The 24408-nt window shown below is 43.8% G+C and carries 25 protein-coding genes, 1 riboswitch and 1 other annotated feature; of the genes, 6 read left to right on the top strand and 19 right to left on the bottom strand.

The window, feature by feature from the left end; genetic code table 11:
* Positions 1–48: 48 nt before the first annotated feature.
* A complete protein-coding gene (locus F7Y48_RS01900) occupies positions 49–564 on the top strand; it encodes a YchJ family protein (protein ID WP_316680038.1) in 516 nt (171 codons plus the stop codon).
* Positions 565–847: 283 nt separating this feature from the next.
* On the opposite strand, the gene hisIE is transcribed toward F7Y48_RS01900, so the two are convergent.
* From hisIE to hisG, 8 genes are all read right to left on the bottom strand, one after another.
* Positions 848–1483 carry a bifunctional phosphoribosyl-AMP cyclohydrolase/phosphoribosyl-ATP diphosphatase HisIE gene (gene hisIE, locus F7Y48_RS01905; protein ID WP_005390893.1) on the bottom strand — a complete coding sequence of 212 codons (636 nt, stop codon included), beginning with the start codon at positions 1481–1483 and terminating at the stop codon, positions 848–850.
* Positions 1480–2253: an imidazole glycerol phosphate synthase subunit HisF gene (hisF, locus tag F7Y48_RS01910; protein ID WP_004749837.1), complete on the bottom strand. Its 774-nt coding sequence runs from the start codon at positions 2251–2253 to the stop codon at positions 1480–1482. Before hisF ends, hisIE begins: the two co-directional genes overlap by 4 nt.
* A complete protein-coding gene (hisA, locus tag F7Y48_RS01915) occupies positions 2235–2972 on the bottom strand; it encodes a 1-(5-phosphoribosyl)-5-[(5-phosphoribosylamino)methylideneamino]imidazole-4-carboxamide isomerase (protein ID WP_256949819.1) in 738 nt (245 codons plus the stop codon). Before hisA ends, hisF begins: the two co-directional genes overlap by 19 nt.
* Before the next feature lie 12 nt (positions 2973–2984).
* Complete coding sequence (hisH, locus tag F7Y48_RS01920; RefSeq protein ID WP_047008596.1) at positions 2985–3599, bottom strand: imidazole glycerol phosphate synthase subunit HisH; 615 nt, start codon at positions 3597–3599, stop codon at positions 2985–2987.
* Positions 3600–3625: 26 nt separating this feature from the next.
* Positions 3626–4699 carry a bifunctional histidinol-phosphatase/imidazoleglycerol-phosphate dehydratase HisB gene (hisB, locus tag F7Y48_RS01925; protein WP_170966379.1) on the bottom strand — a complete coding sequence of 358 codons (1074 nt, stop codon included), beginning with the start codon at positions 4697–4699 and terminating at the stop codon, positions 3626–3628.
* A 65-nt stretch (positions 4700–4764) separates the two neighbouring features.
* On the bottom strand, positions 4765–5805 hold the full coding sequence (hisC, locus tag F7Y48_RS01930) for a histidinol-phosphate transaminase (protein ID WP_316680057.1): 1041 nt from the start codon (positions 5803–5805) through the stop codon (positions 4765–4767).
* Between the two features lie 18 nt (positions 5806–5823).
* Positions 5824–7116, bottom strand: a complete 1293-nt coding sequence (gene hisD, locus F7Y48_RS01935) for a histidinol dehydrogenase (protein ID WP_005390871.1) — start codon at positions 7114–7116, stop codon at positions 5824–5826.
* 5 nt (positions 7117–7121) lie between these two features.
* On the bottom strand, positions 7122–8018 hold the full coding sequence (hisG, locus tag F7Y48_RS01940; protein ID WP_005390869.1) for an ATP phosphoribosyltransferase: 897 nt from the start codon (positions 8016–8018) through the stop codon (positions 7122–7124).
* A gap of 53 nt (positions 8019–8071) precedes the next feature.
* Positions 8072–8209: a sequence feature (His leader region), on the bottom strand.
* Between the two features lie 366 nt (positions 8210–8575).
* On the opposite strand from hisG, the gene F7Y48_RS01945 reads away from it, so the two are divergent.
* Positions 8576–9529: a sigma-54 interaction domain-containing protein gene (locus F7Y48_RS01945; protein WP_005390867.1), complete on the top strand. Its 954-nt coding sequence runs from the start codon at positions 8576–8578 to the stop codon at positions 9527–9529.
* 326 nt (positions 9530–9855) lie between these two features.
* Here F7Y48_RS01945 and tet(35) read toward each other — a convergent pair whose 3' ends face one another.
* Positions 9856–11457, bottom strand: coding sequence for a tetracycline efflux Na+/H+ antiporter family transporter Tet(35) (gene tet(35) / locus F7Y48_RS01950; protein ID WP_005390865.1), 1602 nt, complete (start codon positions 11455–11457; stop codon positions 9856–9858).
* 109 nt (positions 11458–11566) lie between these two features.
* A riboswitch (Lysine riboswitch) is annotated at positions 11567–11749 on the bottom strand.
* A gap of 582 nt (positions 11750–12331) precedes the next feature.
* Between tet(35) and F7Y48_RS01955 the strand changes: the two genes are divergently transcribed.
* On the top strand, positions 12332–12739 hold the full coding sequence (locus tag F7Y48_RS01955; RefSeq protein ID WP_005390863.1) for an H-NS family nucleoid-associated regulatory protein: 408 nt from the start codon (positions 12332–12334) through the stop codon (positions 12737–12739).
* Between the two features lie 128 nt (positions 12740–12867).
* Here F7Y48_RS01955 and F7Y48_RS01960 read toward each other — a convergent pair whose 3' ends face one another.
* Together F7Y48_RS01960 and F7Y48_RS01965 are read right to left on the bottom strand one after the other, a co-directional pair.
* Positions 12868–14172, bottom strand: coding sequence for an inosine/guanosine kinase (locus F7Y48_RS01960; protein ID WP_005390861.1), 1305 nt, complete (start codon positions 14170–14172; stop codon positions 12868–12870).
* 117 nt (positions 14173–14289) lie between these two features.
* Complete coding sequence (locus F7Y48_RS01965) at positions 14290–14559, bottom strand: hypothetical protein (RefSeq protein WP_005390859.1); 270 nt, start codon at positions 14557–14559, stop codon at positions 14290–14292.
* A gap of 188 nt (positions 14560–14747) precedes the next feature.
* Between F7Y48_RS01965 and mnmA the strand changes: the two genes are divergently transcribed.
* From mnmA to purB, 3 genes are all read left to right on the top strand, one after another.
* On the top strand, positions 14748–15872 hold the full coding sequence (mnmA, locus tag F7Y48_RS01970; RefSeq protein WP_005390857.1) for a tRNA 2-thiouridine(34) synthase MnmA: 1125 nt from the start codon (positions 14748–14750) through the stop codon (positions 15870–15872).
* Between the two features lie 10 nt (positions 15873–15882).
* Positions 15883–16500 (top strand): high frequency lysogenization protein HflD, encoded by a 618-nt coding sequence (hflD, locus tag F7Y48_RS01975; protein ID WP_046874772.1) that lies wholly within the window; start codon positions 15883–15885, stop codon positions 16498–16500.
* Positions 16501–16647: 147 nt separating this feature from the next.
* Entirely contained in the window at positions 16648–18018 is a 1371-nt protein-coding gene (purB, locus tag F7Y48_RS01980; protein ID WP_005390853.1) for an adenylosuccinate lyase, read from the top strand.
* Between the two features lie 116 nt (positions 18019–18134).
* Here the strand turns inward: purB and F7Y48_RS01985 are convergent, their stop codons facing one another.
* From F7Y48_RS01985 to F7Y48_RS02020, 8 genes are read right to left on the bottom strand one after another with little or no spacing between them, the layout of a single operon-like run.
* Positions 18135–18668, bottom strand: a complete 534-nt coding sequence (locus F7Y48_RS01985) for a DUF3833 domain-containing protein (RefSeq protein WP_374043052.1) — start codon at positions 18666–18668, stop codon at positions 18135–18137.
* Positions 18668–19261 carry a hypothetical protein gene (locus F7Y48_RS01990; protein WP_182018974.1) on the bottom strand — a complete coding sequence of 198 codons (594 nt, stop codon included), beginning with the start codon at positions 19259–19261 and terminating at the stop codon, positions 18668–18670. The genes F7Y48_RS01985 and F7Y48_RS01990 overlap by 1 nt, the downstream gene beginning before the upstream one ends.
* Positions 19221–19733: a DUF2878 domain-containing protein gene (locus tag F7Y48_RS01995; RefSeq protein WP_139060888.1), complete on the bottom strand. Its 513-nt coding sequence runs from the start codon at positions 19731–19733 to the stop codon at positions 19221–19223. The genes F7Y48_RS01990 and F7Y48_RS01995 overlap by 41 nt, the downstream gene beginning before the upstream one ends.
* A gap of 6 nt (positions 19734–19739) precedes the next feature.
* Positions 19740–20996: an SAM-dependent methyltransferase gene (locus F7Y48_RS02000; protein ID WP_104969268.1), complete on the bottom strand. Its 1257-nt coding sequence runs from the start codon at positions 20994–20996 to the stop codon at positions 19740–19742.
* On the bottom strand, positions 20990–21808 hold the full coding sequence (locus tag F7Y48_RS02005; protein ID WP_074191109.1) for a DUF1365 domain-containing protein: 819 nt from the start codon (positions 21806–21808) through the stop codon (positions 20990–20992). The genes F7Y48_RS02000 and F7Y48_RS02005 overlap by 7 nt, the downstream gene beginning before the upstream one ends.
* A gap of 1 nt (position 21809) precedes the next feature.
* On the bottom strand, positions 21810–23120 hold the full coding sequence (locus tag F7Y48_RS02010; protein WP_316680066.1) for an NAD(P)/FAD-dependent oxidoreductase: 1311 nt from the start codon (positions 23118–23120) through the stop codon (positions 21810–21812).
* A gap of 12 nt (positions 23121–23132) precedes the next feature.
* The gene (locus F7Y48_RS02015) at positions 23133–23858 is read right to left on the bottom strand and encodes an SDR family oxidoreductase (RefSeq protein WP_006743053.1); all 726 of its coding nucleotides are present in this window, start codon (positions 23856–23858) and stop codon (positions 23133–23135) included.
* Positions 23855–24274 (bottom strand): nuclear transport factor 2 family protein, encoded by a 420-nt coding sequence (locus F7Y48_RS02020; RefSeq protein ID WP_005390833.1) that lies wholly within the window; start codon positions 24272–24274, stop codon positions 23855–23857. The genes F7Y48_RS02015 and F7Y48_RS02020 overlap by 4 nt, the downstream gene beginning before the upstream one ends.
* Positions 24275–24408: the final 134 nt, after the last annotated feature.

A 24408-nucleotide genomic window follows, 5' to 3' on the forward strand; every position in this document is an offset into this window, starting at 1 on the left:
TGTGAGGGTTGTTTGTTTTTACCGCTTAATTAATCGAGATTTCATTTTATGGCTTCTTCTTGTCCTTGCGGCTCTAACCGCACCTACCAACAGTGTTGTGAAATTTCCCACAATAACCATGCTGACGTTACCACTCCGGAGCAGTTAATGCGCTCTCGTTACAGTGCGCATGTGTTAGGTCTAGTAGATTACGTTGTGAACACCTACCACCCAAGCTGTAATGCAGAAGAACAACGAGAAGGCATTGCCCAATCTATCGACAGTGATTGGTGCAAACTTGAAATATTAAAAACAGAAGCTGGCAGTAATGACAATGAAGGCTTTGTCGAGTTTAGCGCTTATTTTGATGAAGACGGCAAACGCTACTGTATGACAGAGCGTTCTCGCTTCGTAAAAGAAAATGGGCTTTGGTACTACATTGACGGCACATTTCCTGAAGAAGAGCCAGAAGAAGAACCAGAACAGGATCCACGATTAAGCCAGCCAGTTAGTAGCCTAAAGCTAGGTCGTAACGATCCATGTATCTGCGGAAGCGGTAAGAAGTTTAAGAAGTGTTGTGGGTAAAGGCATCCACGCTTAGCTTATTGAGCTCGCTTTAATGAGATTCCTGATCTCACCTAAGCTCGTCGGAATAACTTGAATATGTACTTTCGTTTGAAATAGATAACGCGACTTCAAATACCGTTAGAAAATATATCGTCATTCTCAACAACGAAGAACAAGCGTGATTCAGAATATAATCACCGTAGGCTCTGCTTTCAGATTTCCCCACCGAATCAACAATATTACATTAAAAAAAAGCCCCTAGACTCACGGAAATAGAGGCTTTCATTTATCTATGACAGGCTTATTTATGACGCTCTTTCAACTTGTTCACTACGTCATTCATCGATAAGCCTTGGTCTTGAAGCAATACCATTAAGTGGTAAATCAAGTCTGCTGATTCACACACTAACTCCGCCTTATCGCCCGACGTCGCCGCAAGCGCGACTTCAACGCCTTCTTCGCCAACTTTTTGCGAAATACGCTTGGTGCCACGGGCATAAAGACTGGCAGTATAAGAGGAATCTGGGTCGGCACTCTTGCGGGCAGCCAGTAGCTGCTCAAGTTGATGAAGCCACACCATTTGTGACTCCTCTTGAGGGTCCACATCCCAGCAAGTTGTATTACCCAAGTGGCACGTAGGACCAATGGGATTCACCTTAACCAGTAGCGTATCGTTGTCGCAATCGAGCTGCATGTTCACTAGTTGCAATACGTTGCCAGAGGTTTCACCTTTCGTCCAAAGACGCTGCTTGGTACGAGAGAAAAACGTCACTTGACCTGTTTCGCCCGTTTTTGCCAACGCATCTTGGTTCATGTAACCCATCATCAGCACTTGGCTTGATTGGAAATCTTGTACTATGGCAGGTACCAGACCATCCACCTTTTCCCAGTTGATTCGCTCAGCTAGCGAACTTACTTCGGCGGTTTTTACACTCATAGTCGTACCTCAATGCCTTGTTGTTTCAAATACTGCTTTAGTTCACCAATGTTGATGACTTGTTTGTGGAATACCGATGCAGCAAGCGCTCCATCCACATTGGCTTTTTGGTAGGCTTCAGCGAAGTGCTCCATAGCACCCGCGCCACCCGATGCAATCAGCGGTACATTACATACTTCGCGCACCATATTCAGTTGTTCGATGTCGTAGCCATTACGCACACCATCTTGGTTCATCATGTTAAGTACGATTTCACCGGCGCCGCGTTTTTGTACTTCTTGCACCCAATCACGGGTTTCCCATTGGGTCGCTTTGGTGCGTTCTTCATCACCAGTAAACTGGTAAACCTGATACTTACCTGTCTCTTTGTCGTAGTATGAATCGATACCAACGACGATACATTGCACACCAAACTTATCAGCAAGGTCAGTAATCAGTTGCGGGTTCGCCAATGCAGGTGAGTTGATAGACACCTTATCTGCACCAAACTCAAGAATGCGCGCTGCGTCTTCTGCTGATTTAATACCACCAGCCACACAGAAAGGAATATCAATCACTTCAGCAACGCGAGCGACCCAACTTTTATCAACGACACGCCCATCACTTGAAGCGGTAATATCGTAGAACACAAGCTCGTCAGCGCCTTCTTCAGCATAACGCTGCGCCAGAGGAACGATGTCACCAATGATTTCGTGGTTGCGGAACTGGACGCCCTTCACCACTTGTCCATCACGAACATCAAGACATGGAATTATTCGCTTTGCCAGCATGCAAACGCCTCCTCTGCTGTGAACTTACCATCTAACAATGCGCGACCAACAATCACACCAGCAACACCGCTGCCTTTTAGTGCTTCGATATCCGCTAATGAGCCAATGCCGCCTGAAGATTGGAACTGCACTTGTGGGTACTGTTTACATAAGTCGACGTAAAGCTCAACGTTTGAGCCTTCTAGCGTACCGTCACGAGAAATGTCCGTACAAAGCACGTGCTGTAGACCTACCGTTAAGTAATCGTTGATAAGCGATTCGATGGTCACGCCTGAATCTTCTTGCCAACCAGAGATCGCCACTTTACGTGTGCCGTCTTGGTCGATGTTAATGTCTAGCGCGAGAACGATTTTCTCTGCGCCGTATTTTTCCATCCAACCTTTTACAAGCTCTGGTTGTTTTACTGCTGTAGAACCAACCACAACACGTTGAGCACCGGCTTCTAACAGATCAATCACGTCTTGCTCTGTACGCACACCACCACCGATTTGGATGTTCGCTGGCGTGCTTGCGAGTAGCTTTGCAATCAAATCAAGTTGGCGCGCTGTTGTGTCTTTCGCACCTGTTAAATCCACCAAATGCAGCCAGTTAGCGCCCGCTTGGTGGTACAAGTTAAACTGCTCTGCTGGGTCAACTTTATATTCGGTTACTTGGCCGTAATCACCTTGATAAAGGCGAACCACCTGTCCTTCAATTAAATCAAGAGCTGGAATAATCACACTAAATCCCTTTTATAATTCTAAGAAGTTTTGAATAAGCTTCGCGCCCGCTTTTGAAGAACGCTCTGGGTGGAATTGCACACCATAATAGTTACCGCTTTGAACCGCAGCAGTGAATGGATTTCCGTAATCACATTCGGCAATGGTGTAGTCTCCAACTGGCATCGCAAAGCTGTGCACAAAATAGAAGTACTCACCCTCTTCAATACCTTTGAATAACGGATTGCCTGCTTTTGCAGAAACGGTATTCCACCCCATGTGCGGCAGTGGCAAATCGCCGGTTTGAAGCAGCTTCACTTCGCCATCACAAAGTCCAAGACACTCAACTAACTCGTCTGCTTTCTGGCCTTTTTCTTGAGACACTTTGCCCAACAATTGCATGCCTAAACAGATACCTAGTAGCGGCTTCTCTACCTGTTTCACCAAGCTGATAAGATCGCGCTCTTCTAGGTTCTTCATCGCTTCACTGGCAGTTCCCACGCCCGGTAGAAAGAGCTTGTCAGCCGCCAATACAACTTGTGGATCTTTTGAAATCGTTACGTCATAGCCTAGGCGTTCAATGGCAAACTTCACCGAAGAAACGTTGGCACAGCCAGTATCGATAATGACAACTTTCTGTTCTGTCACTGTTTTTCTCCTTGCTAACGTTAGCCTTAAAGTACGCCTTTACTACTCGGTAGCTCAGTGCCTTCTACTTTGATTGCTTGGCGCAGAGTACGACCAAACGCTTTAAATAGGCTCTCAATGATGTGGTGATCATTGTTGCCCGCAGAAGAAAGGTGCAGTGTACACGCTAGTGTGTCAGTTAAAGAACGGAAGAAGTGAACCACCATCTCTGTTGAAAGGTCCCCCACTTGCTCACGACTAAACTGCGCGTCGAACTTAAGGTAAGGACGACCAGATAGATCTAGTGCACATTGTGCCAAGCACTCATCCATTGGCAGGCTAAAGCCAAAGCGACCAATACCACGTTTGTCACCCAGTGCTTCTTTCAATGCTTGACCCAACGCAAGAGCGGTATCTTCGACCGTGTGGTGATCATCAATGTGTAGATCACCTTCTACTTTGCACACCATCTGGAATCCACCGTGCGTCGCAATTTGATCCAACATGTGGTCAAAGAAACCAAGACCTGTTGAGATGTCATTGCCGCCTTGCTCATCAAGATTAACCGCAACTTTGATGTCCGTTTCTTTCGTGGTGCGAACCACTTCAGCTACGCGCGCCTTCACCGTCAGATCTTTTAGGATCTGTTTCCAACCCATGGTTTCTGGGTTGTATTGAATGCCACGAATTGCCATGTTTTCTGCAAGTTGAAGATCGGTTTGACGATCGCCAATCACGACAGAGTTTTGGAAATCAACTTTGCCACCTTGAAGGTACTCTTTCACCATGCCTAGCTTAGGCTTACGGCAAGAGCAGTTATCTTCTTCAAAGTGAGGACAAATCAACACGTCATCGAACTTCACACCTTGAGACTCGAAGATCTCCATCATCATGTTGTGCGGTGCATCAAAATCAGCTTGTGGGTAGCTGTCAGTACCCAAACCATCTTGGTTAGTGACCATCACTAGACGGTATCCAGCATCCTGCAACGACAACAGGCTTGGGATAACAAATGGCTCTAGTTTTAACTTATCCAAGCGGTCAACTTGGAAATCAATCGGTGGCTCAACAATCAGCGTGCCATCTCGGTCGATAAATAGGATTTTTTGTTGCTTGCTCACTCGAACTTCCTTATTACTAATCTTGTTTCGTTCTCGGCATAAACCGAGAACGTTGAGAATTCTATTTATGAATAGTAGTTTCTAATGAAACCCAGTGTCTTTTCACACTCGTCGCGGTTACCAACACTGATACGCACGCAGTTCTCAATTGGTGAGTTACGTAGAATGATTCCGGTATCCCACGCCGCTTTAAACAGCGCATCACCATCTGGGAATTTAACCAATAGGTAATTGCCCCACCCTTCGAAAACTTGCAATCCTGGAATCATCGACAAACCAACTTGTAAGTAAGCTCGGTTCGCGTTCAAATCGAGAACTTGGAACTTCGCTCGCGCTAATCCTGCTTCTGAGAGCGCTTGAGTAGCAATTTCTGCCACTGGAACTGGGACTGGGTAAGGTGCGATAACTTTAAGAAGTACATTAATCAGCTCTTCGTTCGCAAGCGTAAATCCACAACGCAGACCTGCAAGCGCGAAAGCTTTCGACAGAGTACGCAGAATCGCTAGATTTGGATATTCTGCCAGTAAATCTACTGTTGACGCTTCTGGACAAAAATCAATGTACGCTTCGTCCATGACCACGATTGCGCGGTCTTTTGTCATCTCAAGCAGAGAGACAATATCGTCACGCTTAACTAAGTTACCCGTTGGGTTGTTTGGCGAGCATACGAAAACCAGTTTCACGTTATCTAGATTCGCTTCGATGCCTGCAAGGTCTAGTTGCCAATCTGACGTTAGCGGCACCGTTTTGCGCTCTACACCGATGGTTTCTGCACTGATGGCGTACATACCGTAAGTCGGTGGGCAGTATAAAATCGCGTCTTCACCCGGTTCACAGAAAGCACGAATCAATAACTCAATACCTTCATCTGCACCGCGAGAAGTCAGCGTTTGTTCTGGCTTCACTCCAGCATACGCGGCGTAAGCAGAAATCAGTTCTTTCGGCTGGCATTCGCTGTAACGATTAAGACGAGCAAAGTCTGTTTTGTATTCATTGTTGAATGGCGATTCGTTGGCGTTCAGCCATACGTCACCTGTTCCACCAATTCGGCGAGCCGAAAGATAAGGTGTTAGTTGTTGGACTTGTTTACGCGCTAGCTTTTCCATCTCTTTACTCTCTTATTCTTACTTACTTGCTAATTTTTCTACACGGATAGTAACAGCACGTTTGTGGGCGTCCAGACCTTCTGCTTCAGCCATGGTGACAACCGTTGGCGCAAGATTTTTAAGACCGTCAGCTGAAAGCTCTTGAACCGTCATTCGTTTAGAAAAATCAGCCAAACCTAAGCTTGAATATGTCCGTGTGTAACCATAAGTAGGAAGAACGTGGTTAGTGCCCGATGCGTAATCACCTGCAGATTCAGGCGACCAATCACCAAGGAAGATCGAACCTGCGTTGTCTAATAGAGGCAGAAGCTCGCGTGGGTTCTTAGTCTGAACAATTAAGTGTTCAGGGCCATAATAATTAGAAATAGAGATCGCTTGGGTGATCGATTCAGCAATAATGATTAAACTCGATGCGAGCGCTTTTTCTGCAATCTCTGAACGAGACAACTCTTTCAATTGACGACGAACGGCATCTGTCACCTGATCTGCAATAATGGCTGATGGCGTCACAAGTACAACTTGAGAGTCAGGTCCATGCTCTGCCTGACTTAGAAGGTCCGCCGCAATAAAATCTGGGTCCGCTGTTTCATCCGCAATCACAAGAACTTCCGAAGGACCCGCTGGCATATCAATCGCTGCGCCACGGAAATCATTGCTCACCTGACGCTTTGCTTCCGTCACGTAAGCGTTACCCGGGCCAAAAATCTTATCAACTTTTGATACGGTCTCTGTACCATATGCCATTGCAGCAACAGCTTGACCACCACCGACGTTGTACACTTCATCAATGCCACACAATTTTGCTACGTAAAGGATCTCGTCAGCGATTGGAGGCGGAGAGCAAAGCACAACTTTACGACAGCCAGCAATTTTCGCAGGCACGCCCAGCATCAAAACCGTCGATGGCAATGGCGCGCTACCACCAGGAATGTACAAACCCACTTTTTGAATTGGACGTGTTACCTGTTCACAAAGCACACCCGGTTGAGTTTCGACTTTAATTGGCTGTGGCTTTTGCGCTTTGTGGAATTTAGAAATATTGGCATAAGCTTGCTCTAATGCGTTTTTCATTGATTCAGACAAGCGCTCTGAAGCGGCTTTAATTTCCTGAGAAGAAACACGAATGGACTCAGGTTTAACGCGATCAAACTTTTCTGTCAGCTCGTTGAGAGCAGAGTCGCCTTCATTTCTAACTTTAGCGATAACCTCAGACACTGCTGCAGTGATATTTGCACCTTCTGCAATAGCAGGACGTTCTAAGATCGAATCTTGCTGCTCTTCACTTAAAGATTGCCAAACGACTGTTCTCATGATGTTTACTCCATCATTTTTTCAATTGGTAGCACTAGGATTGAGCTAGCACCTAACTCTTTTAGCTGTTCCATGGTTTCCCAGAACAGGTTTTCAGAACTCACTAAGTGAACAGCCATTTTCTGCTTATCTGCAGAAAGAGGAAGAACCGTAGGATCCTCAGCACCAGGAAGTAGTGCTTTGATTTGATCGAGCTTTTCAGCTGGCGCGTGAAGCATGATGTACTTAGACTCTTTCGCTTGTTGTACGCCTTGCATGCGAGTCAGTAGTTTTTCAATCAGTGCTGTTTTGTCTGCATCAAACTCACCGATACGTTGAATCAGCGTCGCTTTAGATTTAAAGATCACTTCCGCTTCTTTTAAGCCATTCGCTTCTAACGTTGCGCCAGTCGATACCAAATCAGCAATAGCGTCAGCTAGACCTGCGCGAGGTGCAACTTCTACAGAGCCAGTTAGCATACATGTGGAGAATGGAACGCCTGCTTCATCCATGTAAGCTTTTAGGAGTTGAGGGTAAGTTGTGGCAATACGCTTACCAGCTAAGTCTTGTGGACCGTTGTACTCTTCATCCTTGTCGATAGCGATAGACAAACGACAACCGCCAAAGTCAAGTCGACGAAGTTGTACAAACTCACATGGTTCACCCAGAGCTTTACGATCTAGACGAACTTCTTCCAATTCATTTTCACCAATGAAACCTAAGTCAACAACACCATCCATAATCAGACCAGGGATGTCATCGTCACGAACCAAAAGCAAATCAATTGGCATGTTCTCCGAGTGAACCACTAAACGCTCACCCATTACATTAAATTTTACGCCGCACTGTTTTAGCAGAGCTTGGCTCTCTTTGCTAAGGCGACCTTTTTTCTGAATTGCGATTCTTAAGCGTTGTGTTTGCATTGCTTTTTCCCTGTGCAAGATTTTGATATCTAAGTAATTTTTGAATTAATAAAACTAAAAAACCCTCGAGAGATTGGAGTCTCCCGAGGGTTTAAAATCTGCTTTTACTTTGATTTCACCTCCGGGAGTTTCCTGCCTCCCGGGTATGCGTACATCGCCCGAAAGACTAGATTGGGTGATGATGGTGATGAATGTTCATTACAAAATTACGCATACTTATTTAAGGCTCTATTGAGTTGCTTCGTTAGTAACCACACTAACCAAGGATTCTATATTTTTCAATACTGAATTTAACATTTTCTGGCTGTTTTTTATAAAACCTTGATTTTAAAGGATTTAAATTTAATTTCAGTTGAGTATCTTGGGTAGAAATTAGGTTTCTATTCAACCCTATTCTTAAAGAAAAAGAAGAATAGTATGAATTTTCATCAAAACAACTATTTAGATCTCAACGCCCTTAGTAATTGACATCATTCTCAATAAAGAGACATCCACTCACGTTTGAGACGACTCATTCAAAACTATTATTTTAGTGGGGCAAAAAATAGTGATTAACCATGAAACTGCGTAACGGTAGTAACAAACAAGCTGTGGATTTCAGCGATACAACACTATACCCATTAATCGGCAATAGTGCATGTATCCAAGAACTTCGTACGGCAATCCAAAAGTACGCTCAATGTGATGCTGAAGTACTCATTCAGGGTGAAACAGGGGTGGGCAAAGGTCTCTGTGCTCGTCTTATTCATCAGTTGTCGAACAGACACTCGGCACCTTTTGTTGAAGTTAACTGCGGCGCAATTCCAAGTGGTCTTATTGCGTCCGAACTTTTCGGTCACGAAAAAGGAGCATTTACAGGAGCGATTTCAGATCGTATCGGTTTTATTCAAAAAGCGCATAAAGGTACCCTATTCCTAGATGAGATTGGTGATATGCCGCCGGATCTACAAATCCACCTTCTGCACTTTTTAGAGAGTAAGCAAATCCATAAAGTCGGCGCTGATAAATTCATTGACGTCGACTGTAGAGTCATTGCTGCGAGCCACGTGGATTTGAAAAATGAGGTTGTACAAGGTGGATTCCGTGAAGATTTATTCTATCGGCTTAATATCTTGCCATTAACTATTCCTCCACTGAGAAAGCGTGGGAAAGATATCCTTATGTTATCAGAACACTTCTTAACAGATTTGTCTCATGGTCAGGTACAAAAAATGTCGGATAAAGTGAAAGCCAAGCTCCTCAAGCATCGTTGGCCAGGTAACGTAAGAGAACTGCGAAATGTAATTCAACGAGCGATTGTCATGTGTGAAGATCACACGCTTCTCGTCGCTGACTTGGGCCTTGATAATAATGAAAGGCAATTACTCCCTTCAGTGGACCAAATTGATCTCGACTACCTACTGCAAGCTATCGAAGAAAATAAGCACAATATGAGTGCGGCTGCACGTCATCTTGGTATTTCAAGAACAACGCTTTATCGTCTAATAAAGAAATACAACTTAAATGTTTAGTTGCTGTACAGGTGTAACGTGACACTGTGTAACAGACAACTCATCATATATCATTTACTTAGCCCCTCATCATAAACCTCTTGATATTACCGCCTTTAAAATCAACAACTTAAACTAGGCATAGTCTTTGCTTAGAGCTAAGAAGAAGTCGGTTGATAGATTTTCTATCACAGCACAGAAAGGAGTGCTCAGAACACAAATAGCTCGCTTTTAACACGAAACGATTATCCCCAAAAACGCGATTGCCCCCCTCACCTAAATCGCGTTAAAAAAAAGCTCCGCTAAATTTAGCGGAGCTTCCTCTTTATTAAAAATACTGAGCTGTACTAGACATTTTGGCACGATGCCATTTTAGACTTCGACAACCAAGAAAGTGCTCCACATACAATAATAAATGTGATTGATGCAGCGATGAATGAGAATGCAATTGACGCAGTCATCCCCAAAGTAATGAAGCCAACACAGGAAACTAGCGCCACGGACAATGCATAAGGCAACTGGGTCGATACATGATCAATATGATTACAACGTGCACCAGTCGACGACAGAATAGTGGTATCGGAGATAGGTGAACAATGGTCACCAAAAACGGCACCGGCTAAAACTGCACTTAGCATTGGGAGCATTAGCGCAAGATCGGTTGCACCAGCCATATCACCCGCGATTGGAAGCATAATGCCGAACGTACCCCAAGAAGTACCTGTTGAAAATGCCATTAGACCAGACAACAAGAATAGGATAACCGGTAGCCAATGTGGATTGATATTGCCCTGAGCCATTGTAGAAAGGTAAGAACCCGTCTTCATATCACCGATAACCGAACCGATAGTCCAGGCAAATACTAGGATTAGAATCGCGCCAAACATAGACTTAGCACCAATCCATAGTGTGCGTGCAATTTCACCCATTGGAAGACCTTGCTTCACAACAGTAAATAATGCGACAGCTAAGCCAAGCAAGCTACCGTAGATTAGTGATGTGCCTACATCTGTATTTTCAAACGCACCTAGAAGCGCAAACTCTTTGCCGTCAGCAGCCAATGCTTGGCCACCCGTGTAAAGCATAGAAGCGATAGTCGCAATAATCAGCGTCACGATAGGAAGTACCAAGTCTGACACTTTACCCTTTTCGCTTTCACGGATATCTAGCTCTTCGTTTAGATCATGCGCTTCTTGCGAGTCGTTTTCTTTGTCTTTATCAAAGCCGCGGCCTTGAGATGCAGAGATTTCATGCTCACGCATCTTACCGATATCGAGGCCAAACCACGCCACAGCAAACACCATAAGCAGTGCAAAAACTGCGTAGAAGTTCATTGGAATAAGACGAACGTACGCGCCAAGAGCCGAATACTCAGTGATCCCATGTGAGACTAAGATACCGCCGATAATCGTAATAATGTAAGCACCCCAGCTAGAAGCAGGCATGATCACACACATTGGTGCAGCAGTTGAGTCTAGAATGTATGCAAGCTTCGCGCGAGACACATAAAAACGATCGGTTACTGGACGAGAAATGGCACCAACAGCAAGACTGTTAAAGTAATCGTCGACAAAAATGAATACGCCTAAAAAGGCAGCAAGAAGTTTGGAGCCGCGTTTACTCTTCACTCGAGATTGTGCCCATTCGGCAAATGCACGAGTACCACCAGATAGCGTTAATAATGCAGTTGTCATACCTAATAAGATTAGGAAACCAACAATGCTCATGTTCCAAGTGTTAATTCCGCCATCTTCAATAAAGACAGAAGAAACTTGAGAACTCACGTAACTAACGGTATCACCGATAGACCAGCTATTAAGTAGAACCGCACCCAGCACGATACCTACACCTAAGGAAACTAATACACGTCGAGTCAGAATCGCCAAAGTCAAAGCGACAATAGGTGGCAATAATGAAACAGGAGAACTAGAAAAATCTATTAAATTCATGATCTTCAAAAACCAAAGTTTGGCTAGAGATCTACTGCAGACAAGTCACGTAGCATACGATACGTGCTCATGTTGAACTTAGCGACAGGGAAGCGAACACTCCACCCAACCCTACAGTAGCGCTCCATAGTTTAATGTGAATATATACTATGGCAGTGTTGTTCCTTTCAGATACAACCCCAGCAAGTAACTTTGATGAGTTACTTACTTCGGCAATCTTCGCCTTCCACTATTATTCATTGGCATCACCCCAATAATAGCTACTCTTCGAGACCGCGCCTCTACGGCAACAACAAACAATTAACCACTAACTGTACAAATTAACAACAAATTGTCTGCAATATTGCATCAGGTAGCAGCCATTGTACTTATGATGAGAGTCAATGCAACACATCAAACTAAATTAAACAAATAAATAATGACTGAGATAATTTATAAACCTTGTCTACTTCAAGTTAGTTTTGTGCAACTGAAATCACATCAATTTTGTTATTTATGAAACATTATTACTACCTTAAAAATATCATGGTTTATCTTGTATCAATAAATTAAGGATATATGACACTCCATCAAAGATGGACGCTTCATATTTTTAAGTAATAACTCAACTTTTTTTATAAAAACCAAGCTGGCTCTATCTCTATACAATAACGAGTGTTGATTTCAATTCTCATCTAATAAGATTTATTTCGAGTGTAATAATATTTATTGCTTTAAAAAAATAGCTAAATTTAAACAAAATCTTGATTTAGTATTTGCACATAAGGAAAAGATAAAGTTAAATATAAGGACTCTTTGTTTATTTATAGATTGGCATTATTTAATCGTAACGATAAAAAGTGCCCAACACATTAACCTTTTAATAGGAATCGTTATGTCAGAGCTGACTAAAACCCTTCTAAATATCCGTAGCCTTCGTGCATTTTCTCGTGAGCTGACTCTAGAACAATTGGAAGAAGCTCTAGATAAACTAACTACTGTCGTAGAAGAGCGTCGTGAAGCAGAAGAAGCAGAACGTGCAGCACAAGCTGAGCAAGAAGCTAAGCTAGCAGAGATCGCAGAGAAAATTGCTCAAGATGGTATTGACGTAGAAGCGCTTATTACTGCGCTATCTGGCGAAACTAAGACTAAAGGCAAAGCGAAGCGTGCACCTCGTCCAGCTAAATACAAATACACAGACTCAAACGGTAATGAGAAGACTTGGACAGGCCAAGGTCGTACACCTTCTGCAATTCAAGAGCAACTTGATGCAGGTAAATCTCTGGATGATTTCCTGATCTAAATTCGCGCTATTTTTTAAAAGGCTCCTATTGGGAGCCTTTTTTATTTGTAATGATCCAAATAAAAAAGGCGCATTTTTTAATGCGCCTTTTACTTTAGTTATAGAATGGTTAATTAAACTACTGTGTATTAACGTTCCCAGTATGCTTCTTCTAGGCTATCTTCTCGCTCAGGAAGCCCACGTGACAAACGTGGAGAATGTTGCACGAGAACTTCGTAGCTCGCACGGTTTGCGTATTTACATACTTGAGAAAAAGAAGAGTAAGTTAAATATTCGTTACTGTGCTTGCTTGAATTAGGCACATTTTCTTTATGGTATTTGTTTGCCGCCATATCATGAAGAACAGCAGATAACGCAGCATCACCTGCACCATTGGTATTCTTGATTTTTTCTGGACCACCCATATATGGCGAGATATGTGAGTACACTTTTATTGGTGTTTCACATGTATCTTTTTTCGCCGGACGACTAAATTCATAGCGATTAAATTCAGCGATTGACCCCGGAAGTAATGGCAAAGAAGTTTCGCGCTTCGCGCTATCTTCCGTATAACCCGCCATAAATAGGCCTACAGGCCCCGCGGTGCACAATACTAGATCTGCCCACTCCAGTGTTTTATCAGATGCAGCAAGTGGGTCTGACTCACCCGTCAGAGCTTCTGCTTCATCTTCATTCATCGCAACGACTGAAACGTTATCTCGAATGAATTCTTGCCAATATTTCGGGTCATCTTGAATAACGAACTTCGTCCCAAGAGTCAGAACAACAGGTACATCATTCTTTTTCGCGTACTCAATCGCTTTCATTGTTGCTTCAGGCATTGGGTCGCCTTCTTTACAACGTACTAAATATGACGTTAGTACAAGCGCCGATGCATTTTTAAAGATTTTTTCTGGAATGCTATCAGGATGCAGTTGGTTCATTTGCCCTTCACTGATCGCAAAAGTACGTTCACCATCTTCTGTAATAAGAGCGAAACAACGACCGATAGCGCCATCAACACCTTGTAGGTAGTTCAAGTCCATGCGGCTTGATGTATTACAAAGGTAACGGTAGCCATAGCTGCCAATTTTGATATCCTGGCTCATCACTCCAAGCAGCGTAGAGCGATCATCTGCTAGCACAGAGTAGTTGTGTAGCGTGTTACCAATTGTGCCACCCGCATACTCATTGGTAATTAAGTTCTCTTCTTTAAGTTGCTGGTACAACTCTTCTGCTCTTTCGTCATCAATAACCAAAGAGTGACCTTTACTCAGACCGTACTTTTCAATCACATCCGTTGTAACTTTAGCTTCAATATCAACCAAAGTTTGGTCAATACCAATGATGTGAGTGCGCGTCATCTTCTTGCTTTCTTGTGCTTGGCTCACCAGCGGGTCACGAGCATGAACAGGAAAATAGTGCTTCGATTTGCGTTGTCCAGGAAATTTCATATTGTCAGTCTGAGTAAGGGGATGAAAAGGAGAACGGATTCTATACCGCTAATAATAAAGCGGCAATAAAAGCAATTATAGCAAACGTTTGCTAGCCACTTTTTTCTTCTAGACTCCTTATTCACCTTCCATAAAACTTAGATCTGGCAGTTGCTCAAGGTGCTCGCAGTAACGCTTTAGGTTGAACTCACCTTCATTTTTCATCACATCGAAAATTTCAATCGACATGGCACATGCCATCATTGCAACCGCTTCTTCTCTAGGTGTCCCTGTCATCATTAAGCGCATTAGCGTCTCTTTAACTTTTAATGGATTGCCGTCCTCAAGTTGGTTTTCAACAATTTCAATCAACTCGGCTTCTTGCATAAACTGGTTTTCTTCGGTCATTTGGACTTTCCTCTTGGATTTTTGCCAACTATGCCATATATACCTCTTCTATACTTGCGAAATTGCCCGTTCGAATTTCTGTTGAAGAAAAATGCAGCGAAACGAATTGTGATTTCGATCTCGGATCTGTCACCGGTCTGTGGATTCTGATAGAATCTGCATCCCGTTTATTTAAGTGGTGTTTAGTAATGTCTGATAACAGCCAAAAGAAAGTCATCGTCGGTATGTCCGGCGGCGTTGATTCATCTGTTTCTGCGTATCTTCTCAAGCAACAAGGCTACCAAGTAGAAGGCCTGTTCATGAAGAACTGGGAAGAAGATGACAACGAAGAATATTGTACAGCAGCAGAAGATCTTGCTGATGCTCAGGCAGTATGTGACAAGCTAGGCATTCATCTACACACCATCAACTTTGCTGCCGAATACTGGGATAACGTATTTGAGTACTTCCTTGCTGAATACAAAGCGGGTCGTACACCGAACCCTGACATTCTTTGTAACAAAGAAATCAAGTTCAAAGCATTCCTAGAATTCGCTGATGAAGTGCTTGATGCTGACTACATTGCAATGGGTCACTACGTACGTCGCTCTTTCCCGGATAACGGTGAGAAACCAGCGATGTTGCGTGGCCTAGATGGCAACAAAGACCAGAGCTACTTTCTATATACACTAAGCCACGAACAAATTGGCCGTAGCCTCTTCCCTGTTGGTGATTTAGAGAAACCTGAAGTACGCCGTATTGCGGAAGAGCAAGGTTTAGTAACAGCGAAGAAGAAAGACTCGACAGGTATTTGTTTCATCGGTGAGCGTAAATTTACCGACTTTCTAGGTCGTTACCTTCCTGCTCAGCCTGGTAATATCGAAACGCCAGAAGGCGAAGTGATCGGTCAACACCAAGGTTTGATGTACCACACACTAGGTCAGCGTAAAGGTCTACACATCGGTGGCCGTAAAGGCGGCGGTGGTAATGAAGAGCCGTGGTTTGTTGGTGAAAAAGACCTAGAGCGTAACGTGCTAATCGCAGTCCAAGGTAAAGACCACCCGATGCTAAAATCAGAAGGTCTACTTGCGTCACAACTTCACTGGGTAGATCGTGAGCCAATTCGCGATGTTATGAAGTGCACAGTGAAAACTCGTTACCGTCAGGAAGATATTCCTTGTACAATCATCCCGATCGATGATGAAAACATTAAAGTGATCTTTGATGAACCACAAATTGCAGTGACGCCTGGTCAATCAGCAGTGTTTTATAAAGATGACGTATGTCTAGGTGGCGGCATCATCGAGCAACGCATTAAATATTCTCAAGCTTAGGAGTCGTTACGTGGCGAATACACTTTATGACCGTACTATCGCTTTCGCTGGTATTTGCCAAGCTGTCGCTTTGGTTCAACAAGTTGCGAGAAACGGGCATTGTGATCAAGATGCTTTTGAAACATCAATCAACGCTATTTTGAACACAAACCCTGCTAACACCGTTGGCGTATTCGGTCGCGAAGCCGATCTAAAGCTCGGTCTGGAGTGTCTGGTTAAAGGGATTGATAGCACCCCATCAGGCAGTGAGATCACTCGTTACATCATTAGCTTAATGGCGCTAGAGCGTAAGTTAAGCGCTCGCAACGATGCCATGTCCCAGCTTGGTGACCGTATCCAGATGGCCAAGCGCCAGTCAGAGCATTTTGAACTGCTAGATGATCAAATGATCAGCAATTTAGCAAGCATCTACTTGGATGTTGTTAGCCCTATAGGACCACGCATTCAAGTAACAGGCACGCCTTCTGTACTGCAACAAACGGCCAGCCAACACAAAGTCCGTGCTCTACTGCTATCTGGCATTCGTAGTGCTGTTCTGTGGCGCCAAGTAGGCGGTAAACGTCGTCATCTAATTTTTGGCCGAAAGAAAATGGTCGAACAGGCTCAAATCCTGTTAGCCAGAATGTAGAATACTCTGCTAGCTCGCGTTTATCGCGAGCTACTTTTTTTCGAATAAAACAAATCCCGCGCAAACGTTTGCGCAATATTCGTGACAATTGCCACAGTTATTGGTATAACGCTCACGAAATTTAGAAACCCAATTCAGGAGAACATCATGGAACTGTCAGCATTGACTGCTGTTTCACCAGTAGACGGCCGTTACGGAAGTAAGACGATTGCGTTACGCGAAATTTTCAGCGAGTACGGTCTACTAAAATACCGTACTATCGTAGAAATTCGTTGGCTACAGAAGCTAGCTGCTACTGCTGAAATTGCAGAAGTGCCAGCATTCAGCGCAGAAGCTAACCAATTCCTAGACGACCTTGCTGCTAACTTCTCTGAAGAAGATGCACGCCGTATTAAAGAAATCGAGCGTACAACTAACCACGACGTTAAAGCGGTTGAGTACTTCTTAAAAGAGAAAGTAGCAGACGTTCCTGAACTGCACGCTGTTAATGAGTTCTTCCACTTTGCATGTACTTCTGAAGACATCAATAACACCTCTCATGCGTTAATGCTAAAAGAAGCACGTGAGCAAGTGATTCTTCCAGAAATCCGTAACCTAATTGACGCTATCAAAGCACTCGCAGTTGAATACCGCGACATTCCTCTTCTATCTCGTACACACGGCCAGCCTGCTTCTCCATCTACAATGGGTAAAGAAATGGCAAACGTGGCGTACCGTATGGAGCGTCAATTCAAGCAAATCGAAAACGTTGAGATCCTAGCGAAAATCAACGGTGCAGTAGGTAACTACAACGCACACCTTTCTGCTTACCCTGAGCTAGATTGGCACAAGTTCTCTGAAGAATTCATTACAGAGTCTCTAGGCGTAACTTGGAACCCTTACACAACACAAATCGAGCCGCATGATTACATCGCTGAGCTGTTCGACGCTATCGCTCGTTTCAACACTATCCTGATTGACTTCGATCGTGACGTTTGGGGTTACATTGCATTAGGCCACTTTAAGCAAAAAACCATTGCTGGTGAGATCGGTTCTTCAACAATGCCGCACAAAGTTAACCCAATCGACTTTGAAAACTCTGAAGGTAACCTAGGTCTTGCGAACGCAGTATTCGGCCACCTAGCACAAAAACTGCCTATCTCTCGTTGGCAACGTGACCTAACTGATTCAACGGTTCTACGTAACCTTGGTGTTGGTGTTGGCTACGCAATCATCGCTTACACTTCTACGCTAAAAGGTATCAGCAAGCTAGAAGTAAACCGTGAAGCGCTTCTTGCTGAACTAGATAAAAACTGGGAAGTACTCGCTGAGCCAGTACAAACAGTAATGCGTCGCTACGGTATCGAAAAGCCATACGAGAAGCTAAAAGAGCTAACTCGTGGTAAGCGTGTAGACGGCGAAGCAATGCGCAACTTCATTGACGGTCTTGAGCTCCCTGAGCACGAGAAAGCACGTCTGAAAGAGATGACGCCAGCGAACTACATTGGTCAAGCGGTTGAGCTGACAGATAAGCTGTAATCACACCTTGATTATCTGCAATTGAAAAGGTTGACGTGAAAGCGTCAACCTTTTTAGTTAGGAAGAAATAATTTCGGTTATTTGGTAGTAATGCAAGAGGATAAATCCCTCAACTATTATGGCTGTTTTTGGAAGAATAAGGTTATTGTCCCGACCTCTATACCAAACTTTTTAATTTTGGTGAGGTTGAAAACATGCTTCTCGTCCTGACGATAAAGCCAATCATCAAAAGCGACCGTTACTGTTGAGTCATCCATTTGCAACTCAAAGTCATACCGCCACTGCAACGCATTGCCTTGCTCAGCCCCTGTTGCTACACCAATAATATCCTCTGCTTTACCTTCATAGCGTCCATCTTCTAATTTGGTAATAACCCAAATTCGCTGGTCAACCTCTCCATCATCAAACACAAAGTCTTCCACCAGCGTCAACGTGTTACCTTCCACAGTACCCACTATGTCGACTTCAAAACGACGAGTTTGTTGTTCAGTGTAATCTTGGACCATCCCCCACGCCTTTGTATCGCCCTCAAAATAGCCGAATAAATCAAAAGTCGGTGTAGAAGATTGATAATTATCGATATCTGCTGAGCATGCTGAAAGTAAGGCCGCAGCGGCCAAGGCGACTGATTTTAAAATTAGTTTAAGCACTATCTAACCTGCCCTATTAATTGTTTTCGAAGTTTCGGGAACTCTGTATTAGGTGACAACCATATAGACAAAAACGCATCGTTCATTCGCTCATCTTGAACGAAGCCGACTGTCTTGATTTGTGCAATGCCAGCTTGTCGGTAAAGAAGCTGACCAGTTTTACCATCGGTTAAGTAAGTAAGCTCATCGCCTTTTTTTATATCAGGGAACATACGGTTTAGTTCACTGATCCAACTTTTTCGATATGGTTCAGTAAAACCAAGTTTTGCCCATTGCTCATCAGTTACATCAAGCAACTGCTGCTTGCTGATGTCTCTTTGATAGTTAATCTCCAATGCCAGAGGGTGTGGTGAAACATCGCCATTTACAATGAACTTTCCATCAGGTGCGCTTAGTCGAGACTGATATATATCGAAGATGAACCATGTGAGTTGTGCCTCACCGACGGTTTTCCACCCCTTCCAACTCGACATCTTATCTGCGTTTTCACTGTTTCCAACTGGCTGAGCTTGTAGAGCAAAGGAGCCCATAACTACTAGAGAAGCAACTACCTTAATCAGCCTCTGGGTTAAATCTCTCTTCAAGCTTTTCATATCCGTATACCTTGAGTATCAAAAGTGTCATGGCAAACCATTCAGCAAATAGAATGATCAACGTAACGCTGGTATTAAATCCATATTCAACGACTTGGAGCTTGTAACCGGCGTAGTAACTGACGGTTCCTCCAACGCCACCTACAATTGATACGTAGATTTTTGGGAAACGGTACAAAACAGGCTTGAGCTGATAGGCATACCAAGAGAACAAAATCCAAAGGCACAACAACCAAATGGGTAGCCATTGTGTTGGAAAGACAAAAACAGAAAACTGTTGATTGAGCGTATCGAGCACTACACCCGCCAAAACGATACTCGCGATGTGCTTCAAGGCAGAAGCGTCCGTCCTCCAACAATAGACAAGAGTAAGAAATGTTAAGATCAGTGTTAGCCACTGCCATTGATAGGTCCCAAGCACTGCAGAGAACCAACAGAGCTGGAACCATGTAGAGGCAATCAGCAACTTCATAACGGTTTAAGGTCGCTGGAATGTCATGTGAACGGCACTGATACTTCGAGCTAAAAAGCCACCTTCACAATAGCTCAGGTAATAGCGCCACATGCGGACAAAGCGGTCGTCATAACCGAGAGAGCGTACGTGCTCTTCAGCTTGATTAAATCTAGAGTGCCACTCGCTCAAGGTTTTCGCATAGTCCAGACCAATATCAAATAAGTCTCTCACCACCAAGTCACTGTGTTTGGTCGCAGCTTGAGTTAAAGATGTAACCGAAGGTAAAAAACCACCTGGAAAGATGTATTTCTGGATAAAGTCAACGTTGTTACTGTAGTAATCATAACGCTGGTCAGCTATGGTGATGGCTTGAATTGCCATTAAACCACCCGGCTTGAGTAATGATTGGCATTGCTTGATGTAGGAAGGCAAAAATTGTTTTCCAACCGCTTCGATCATTTCTATCGAGACTAACTTATCGTAGTGACCCGAAAGGTCTCGATAGTCTTGTTTTAATAGAGTGATCTTGTCACCCAAATTTCGCTCTCTAATTTTTTGTTCAGCGTAGGCATGCTGCTCTTCAGAAATCGTCGTTGTCGTTACATGACAACCATATTGCTCTGCCATGTAAATGGCCATAGCCCCCCACCCTGTACCTATCTCAATCACTCGATCGGATGGTTGAAGCTCAAGTTGCTGGCACAAACGATCCATCTTGTTGATTTGCGCTTGTTCCAAAGTATCGTTGTCTTGCACATATAATGCCGATGAGTACAGCATGTTGTCGTCTAAAAATGACTCGTACAAATTGTTGCCCAAGTCGTAATGCGCATGAATGTTTTTACGAGAGTTCTCTTGAGAATTGCGGTTGGTCCAATGACTGAACTTGTACAGTATTTTAGTCAGCCAACTTCCTTTCTCTTCAAGTTTATCTAGCGCGCGCATATTGAGAGCCATAAGTTTCATTAACGAGGTTAGATCTGGGCTGTCCCACCAACCATCCATATAAGCCTCACCCGCTGCAATGCTGCCACCTTGCAAGATTCGCGAGTAAAAGCCAGGATGCTTTACCTCAATCGTCGCCACAACAGGCTGACCGCTGTATTCACCGTTGGGCGCATTAAAGCGCTCGCTTCTTTCTGTCGTTTCCGTCTTAAAGCTTTCAATAACAGTTAAGCAGCCGATTTCCATTTTTTGCAGACATTGAAAAATAACTCCGCGAGCCGCCTTTTGTGTTGTCGTCAATTTGCGCGGCAATGTCATAGAACTGGTATTTAACATGCAGAATTCTCCTTGTGCTTTTTATTTTTTTTGTCTGTTTTTTTAGTGTCGGCTTCTATTTCGTCGTGTGTTGAATATTTAGGATGAGAATAAAAAGGCGCGCCTTTCACCCAAAGTTTTAATGCGTGCCAATAAATACCAACCATTACTTTTACCGTCTGTATTGGCGTAACGATCAAACACTTCAATAAGCTTTTGCTCGAAAACACTTGAGCTTTCATTGTCATCGTCGCATCAAAGTGCTTTTCGCTTTTGTGGCATTCAAGATGAATCCTTAACTTGTCCGTCAGTGGTTTAATCTTCCAGTGATACTGTTGGTCAATTGGATTAAACGGAGAAACATGAAAGGCTTTCTCTTGTTCCCATCCAAAGTTTTCATCGTTTTGCTCAGCAGCGACTGCGTAGTAATGACGCTCGTTCCAAGGTGTATTGCTGACTTCAGCTAAGAGGTATTTCCATTCCCCTTCTTTGTTATAAACGTAGTAGAAATTCACCGGACTAAAATAAAGTCCTAAATAGCGCAAATGACAAACAGCGATGACTTTGCCGGTACAACGAACACCTGTTAACTCTTCAATTTTGTCGTGTACGGCCACCTTTAAACAGCCCTCACCAACATAGTCACTGCGTTTAAAGCGTGCCCAATGCCACCAACGAGAGCCAAATCCCCAAACTTTTTCCTCTAGTTTTTTTAGCTCATCGACGTCAATAGCTGGCATAAACAATGAGTAGTTCAATTCATGTTTTATCGGCGTGAACCTGCGATGTCGAACGTTGCCAACAAACAACTGGCTGTTCATTTGGCTATCCATATCACGCTGCACCTTTTTCTAAGTTGGCAGCAGTTTGAACGCGATATTTCTCTTCAAGCCCTTTCACTACGTCCAATGCGCTGCGAACGCCATCCTCGTGGAAACCGTTGTACCAGTAAGCGCCGCAGAACCAAGTATTGTTCAGCCCTTGCACCTCTTCTTTACGTTGCTGTGCAGCGATAGAATCGGAGGAAAATACTGGATGGTGATAGGTAAACGTCCGTAATACTTTGCTCGGTTCGATCTGCTCAGTGCTATTTAGCGTGACACAGAATGTGTGCTCAGATTGAACATGTTGGAGAATATTCATGTTGTAAGTGAGCGAAGGGAGATGTTGCTGTTCGTCTTCACTGCCCTCCAGTAGGTAGTTCCACGAAGCCCACGCCGCTTTACGCTTTGGAAGTAAACTCGTATCAGTGTGAAGCACCACTTCATTCGCTTGATAAGCTATATTACCCAGCACCTCTTGCTCGACTGGGCTAATGTCACCTAACATGTTCATCGCTTGATCACTGTGACAAGCAAAGATGACATCATCAAACCAGTGCATTTCACCGTTAACTTTTAAACCCACACCATTCTCACTACGGAGCACTTTTTCTACCGGACTATTGAGTCGAATTTTATCGATAAAACCTTGAGTCAAAGGTGGAATGTACTCACGAGAGCCACCTTTAATTACATACCATTGCGGCCTGTTAGTGACATCAAGCAATCCGTGATTTAAGAAAAAGCGAAGGAAAAACATCAGCGGAAATGCGCGCATGTCCGCTAAAGTCGAAGACCAAATTGCAGCGCCCATCGGCAAAATGTAGTTATCTGAAAAGAAAGTACTGAAGTTGTGCTCATCAAGAAACTCACCTAGCGTCTGAGAATGACTCGATTGTTTGCTAGCGACGCTTTTGGCAAGTTTGTTGAAACGAAGGATCTCGAAGATAAAACGATAGAACTTAGGATTTACCCAATTGCGCTTTTGAGCAAATAATGTCGACACGGTATGACCATTATATTCCAAGCCATTGCCGTCGTTTCTTACGCTAAAGCTCATCTGGGTTGGCAATCCTTCTACACCAATCTCGTTCATCATTTTGATGAAATTAGGGTAAGTGCGATCGTTGTAAACGATAAAGCCCGTATCAATCGCATATTCTTTACCATCGAGTTTTACATCCACCGTCGCGGTGTGCCCGCCAATGTAATCGTTAGCTTCAAATACGGTGACATCGTGCTCTTTATATAGATAGTAACCACACGTAAGGCCAGAAATTCCGGTCCCCACAATCGCTATCTTCTTTCTTCCTGCTGTTTTCATTTTTATTCCTTCTTATGACACGAGTTTAGCAGTTAGGCGAGCTTGCCAACTGTATGGAAGTAACGAGATAAAACGTAAAATACTGGTAAACCTCGCGGGGAAATAGATGTGAGTCTTGTTGGCAGCCAACTGTTTTCTGATAGAGTTCGAGGCTTGCCGCGTAGAAATAATCATCGGCATTTCGAAGTCATTTTTGTCAGTTAACGGGGTTTCCACAAAGCCTGGGAACACGGTCACCACTTGAATGCCCTTCTTCTTCAAATCAACAGCTAATGTGCGAGCAAAGTAGCTCACAGCGGCCTTAGAAGCGCCGTAGGCTTCAGCCCTTGGTAACGCGACTTCTGAAGCAATAGAACCCACGATAACGATGCGATGCCCTTTATCTAAGTGTGGTTGGCAACCTTCTACGCAGTTGGCAACACCAACGACGTTTACATTCATCACACGCGCCATGAGTTTCGCGTCAACCACACCGTTGTCCATATACTCACAATCCCCTGCATTAAAAACCCAGGTACTCGGCGTGAAAGGCAAACTGGACAGCGCCTGCTGAGTTTGTTCATGGTTTGTCACGTCAAACTGCAATGTATGGATATTAGAAGAAGCAGCCCCCAATTCAGCAAGAACGTCTTTGTTTCGCCCACAAGCAATAACGCTCCAATCAGAGTTCGCGTAATCTAAAGCCAATTGCTTTCCTATTCCGGAGGTAGCGCCAGTGATTAAGATAGTATTGTTCATTGTCCTAACCTCTGCTTGATGGTTTTTACGACTGAGCCAAGTAAAGGTAAGTTTTCGTAAAGCATTTCTCCGAGATCAAAGTAATCTCGGTGATAAATAACTTGGCCTTCGCTGAACTTAAGATGCGACACACCATTAACGAGAATAGGTGCACCTTTTTGAAGTTTGGGATGCTGAAGATCCATAGTCCACGTTAGGAAGCCAGTATCTCCGACTTGTTGATGTTCGTGGATAACAAAGTCACAGCTTATGACGTTGGCATATAATGATGTGAAGTAATCTGAAAGTGCAGGCCACCCCTCTAAACGATGAGCAGCATCTTCAAAGACGACATCTTGGTGATATACGTCTTTAAGCAGATGTAAGTTCGCTTTATTCAGCTTTTGATAGATATTGCCAACAGACTGTATGTCCATGTGTTTACTCCTACATGCCCATCAAGTTGTACAAAATTATTATATGTACAAGATAGTTCATTCTTTAAAAGTTGTACAAAAATAATTTTGTATAACTTTGTTTCTGTAGGTAGATACGTGATGGATCTCGCAAG

Origin of the sequence: Vibrio sp. 2-1-2a, assembly GCF_032648565.1 — a bacterium.
Lineage (GTDB): Bacteria > Pseudomonadota > Gammaproteobacteria > Enterobacterales > Vibrionaceae > Vibrio > Vibrio diabolicus.

Coding starts and splice junctions, on each gene's coding strand:
- F7Y48_RS01900 (WP_316680038.1), top strand. CDS start 49: ATGGCTTCTTCTTGTCCTTGCGGCTCTAACCGCACCTACCAACAGTGT.
- hisIE (WP_005390893.1), bottom strand. CDS start 1,483: ATGAGTGTAAAAACCGCCGAAGTAAGTTCGCTAGCTGAGCGAATCAAC.
- hisF (WP_004749837.1), bottom strand. CDS start 2,253: ATGCTGGCAAAGCGAATAATTCCATGTCTTGATGTTCGTGATGGACAA.
- hisC (WP_316680057.1), bottom strand. CDS start 5,805: ATGGAAAAGCTAGCGCGTAAACAAGTCCAACAACTAACACCTTATCTT.
- hisD (WP_005390871.1), bottom strand. CDS start 7,116: ATGAGAACAGTCGTTTGGCAATCTTTAAGTGAAGAGCAGCAAGATTCG.
- hisG (WP_005390869.1), bottom strand. CDS start 8,018: ATGCAAACACAACGCTTAAGAATCGCAATTCAGAAAAAAGGTCGCCTT.
- F7Y48_RS01945 (WP_005390867.1), top strand. CDS start 8,576: ATGAAACTGCGTAACGGTAGTAACAAACAAGCTGTGGATTTCAGCGAT.
- F7Y48_RS01955 (WP_005390863.1), top strand. CDS start 12,332: ATGTCAGAGCTGACTAAAACCCTTCTAAATATCCGTAGCCTTCGTGCA.
- F7Y48_RS01960 (WP_005390861.1), bottom strand. CDS start 14,172: ATGAAATTTCCTGGACAACGCAAATCGAAGCACTATTTTCCTGTTCAT.
- F7Y48_RS01965 (WP_005390859.1), bottom strand. CDS start 14,559: ATGACCGAAGAAAACCAGTTTATGCAAGAAGCCGAGTTGATTGAAATT.
- mnmA (WP_005390857.1), top strand. CDS start 14,748: ATGTCTGATAACAGCCAAAAGAAAGTCATCGTCGGTATGTCCGGCGGC.
- purB (WP_005390853.1), top strand. CDS start 16,648: ATGGAACTGTCAGCATTGACTGCTGTTTCACCAGTAGACGGCCGTTAC.
- F7Y48_RS01990 (WP_182018974.1), bottom strand. CDS start 19,261: ATGAAAAGCTTGAAGAGAGATTTAACCCAGAGGCTGATTAAGGTAGTT.
- F7Y48_RS01995 (WP_139060888.1), bottom strand. CDS start 19,733: ATGAAGTTGCTGATTGCCTCTACATGGTTCCAGCTCTGTTGGTTCTCT.
- F7Y48_RS02000 (WP_104969268.1), bottom strand. CDS start 20,996: ATGTTAAATACCAGTTCTATGACATTGCCGCGCAAATTGACGACAACA.
- F7Y48_RS02005 (WP_074191109.1), bottom strand. CDS start 21,808: ATGGATAGCCAAATGAACAGCCAGTTGTTTGTTGGCAACGTTCGACAT.
- F7Y48_RS02010 (WP_316680066.1), bottom strand. CDS start 23,120: ATGAAAACAGCAGGAAGAAAGAAGATAGCGATTGTGGGGACCGGAATT.
- F7Y48_RS02015 (WP_006743053.1), bottom strand. CDS start 23,858: ATGAACAATACTATCTTAATCACTGGCGCTACCTCCGGAATAGGAAAG.
- F7Y48_RS02020 (WP_005390833.1), bottom strand. CDS start 24,274: ATGGACATACAGTCTGTTGGCAATATCTATCAAAAGCTGAATAAAGCG.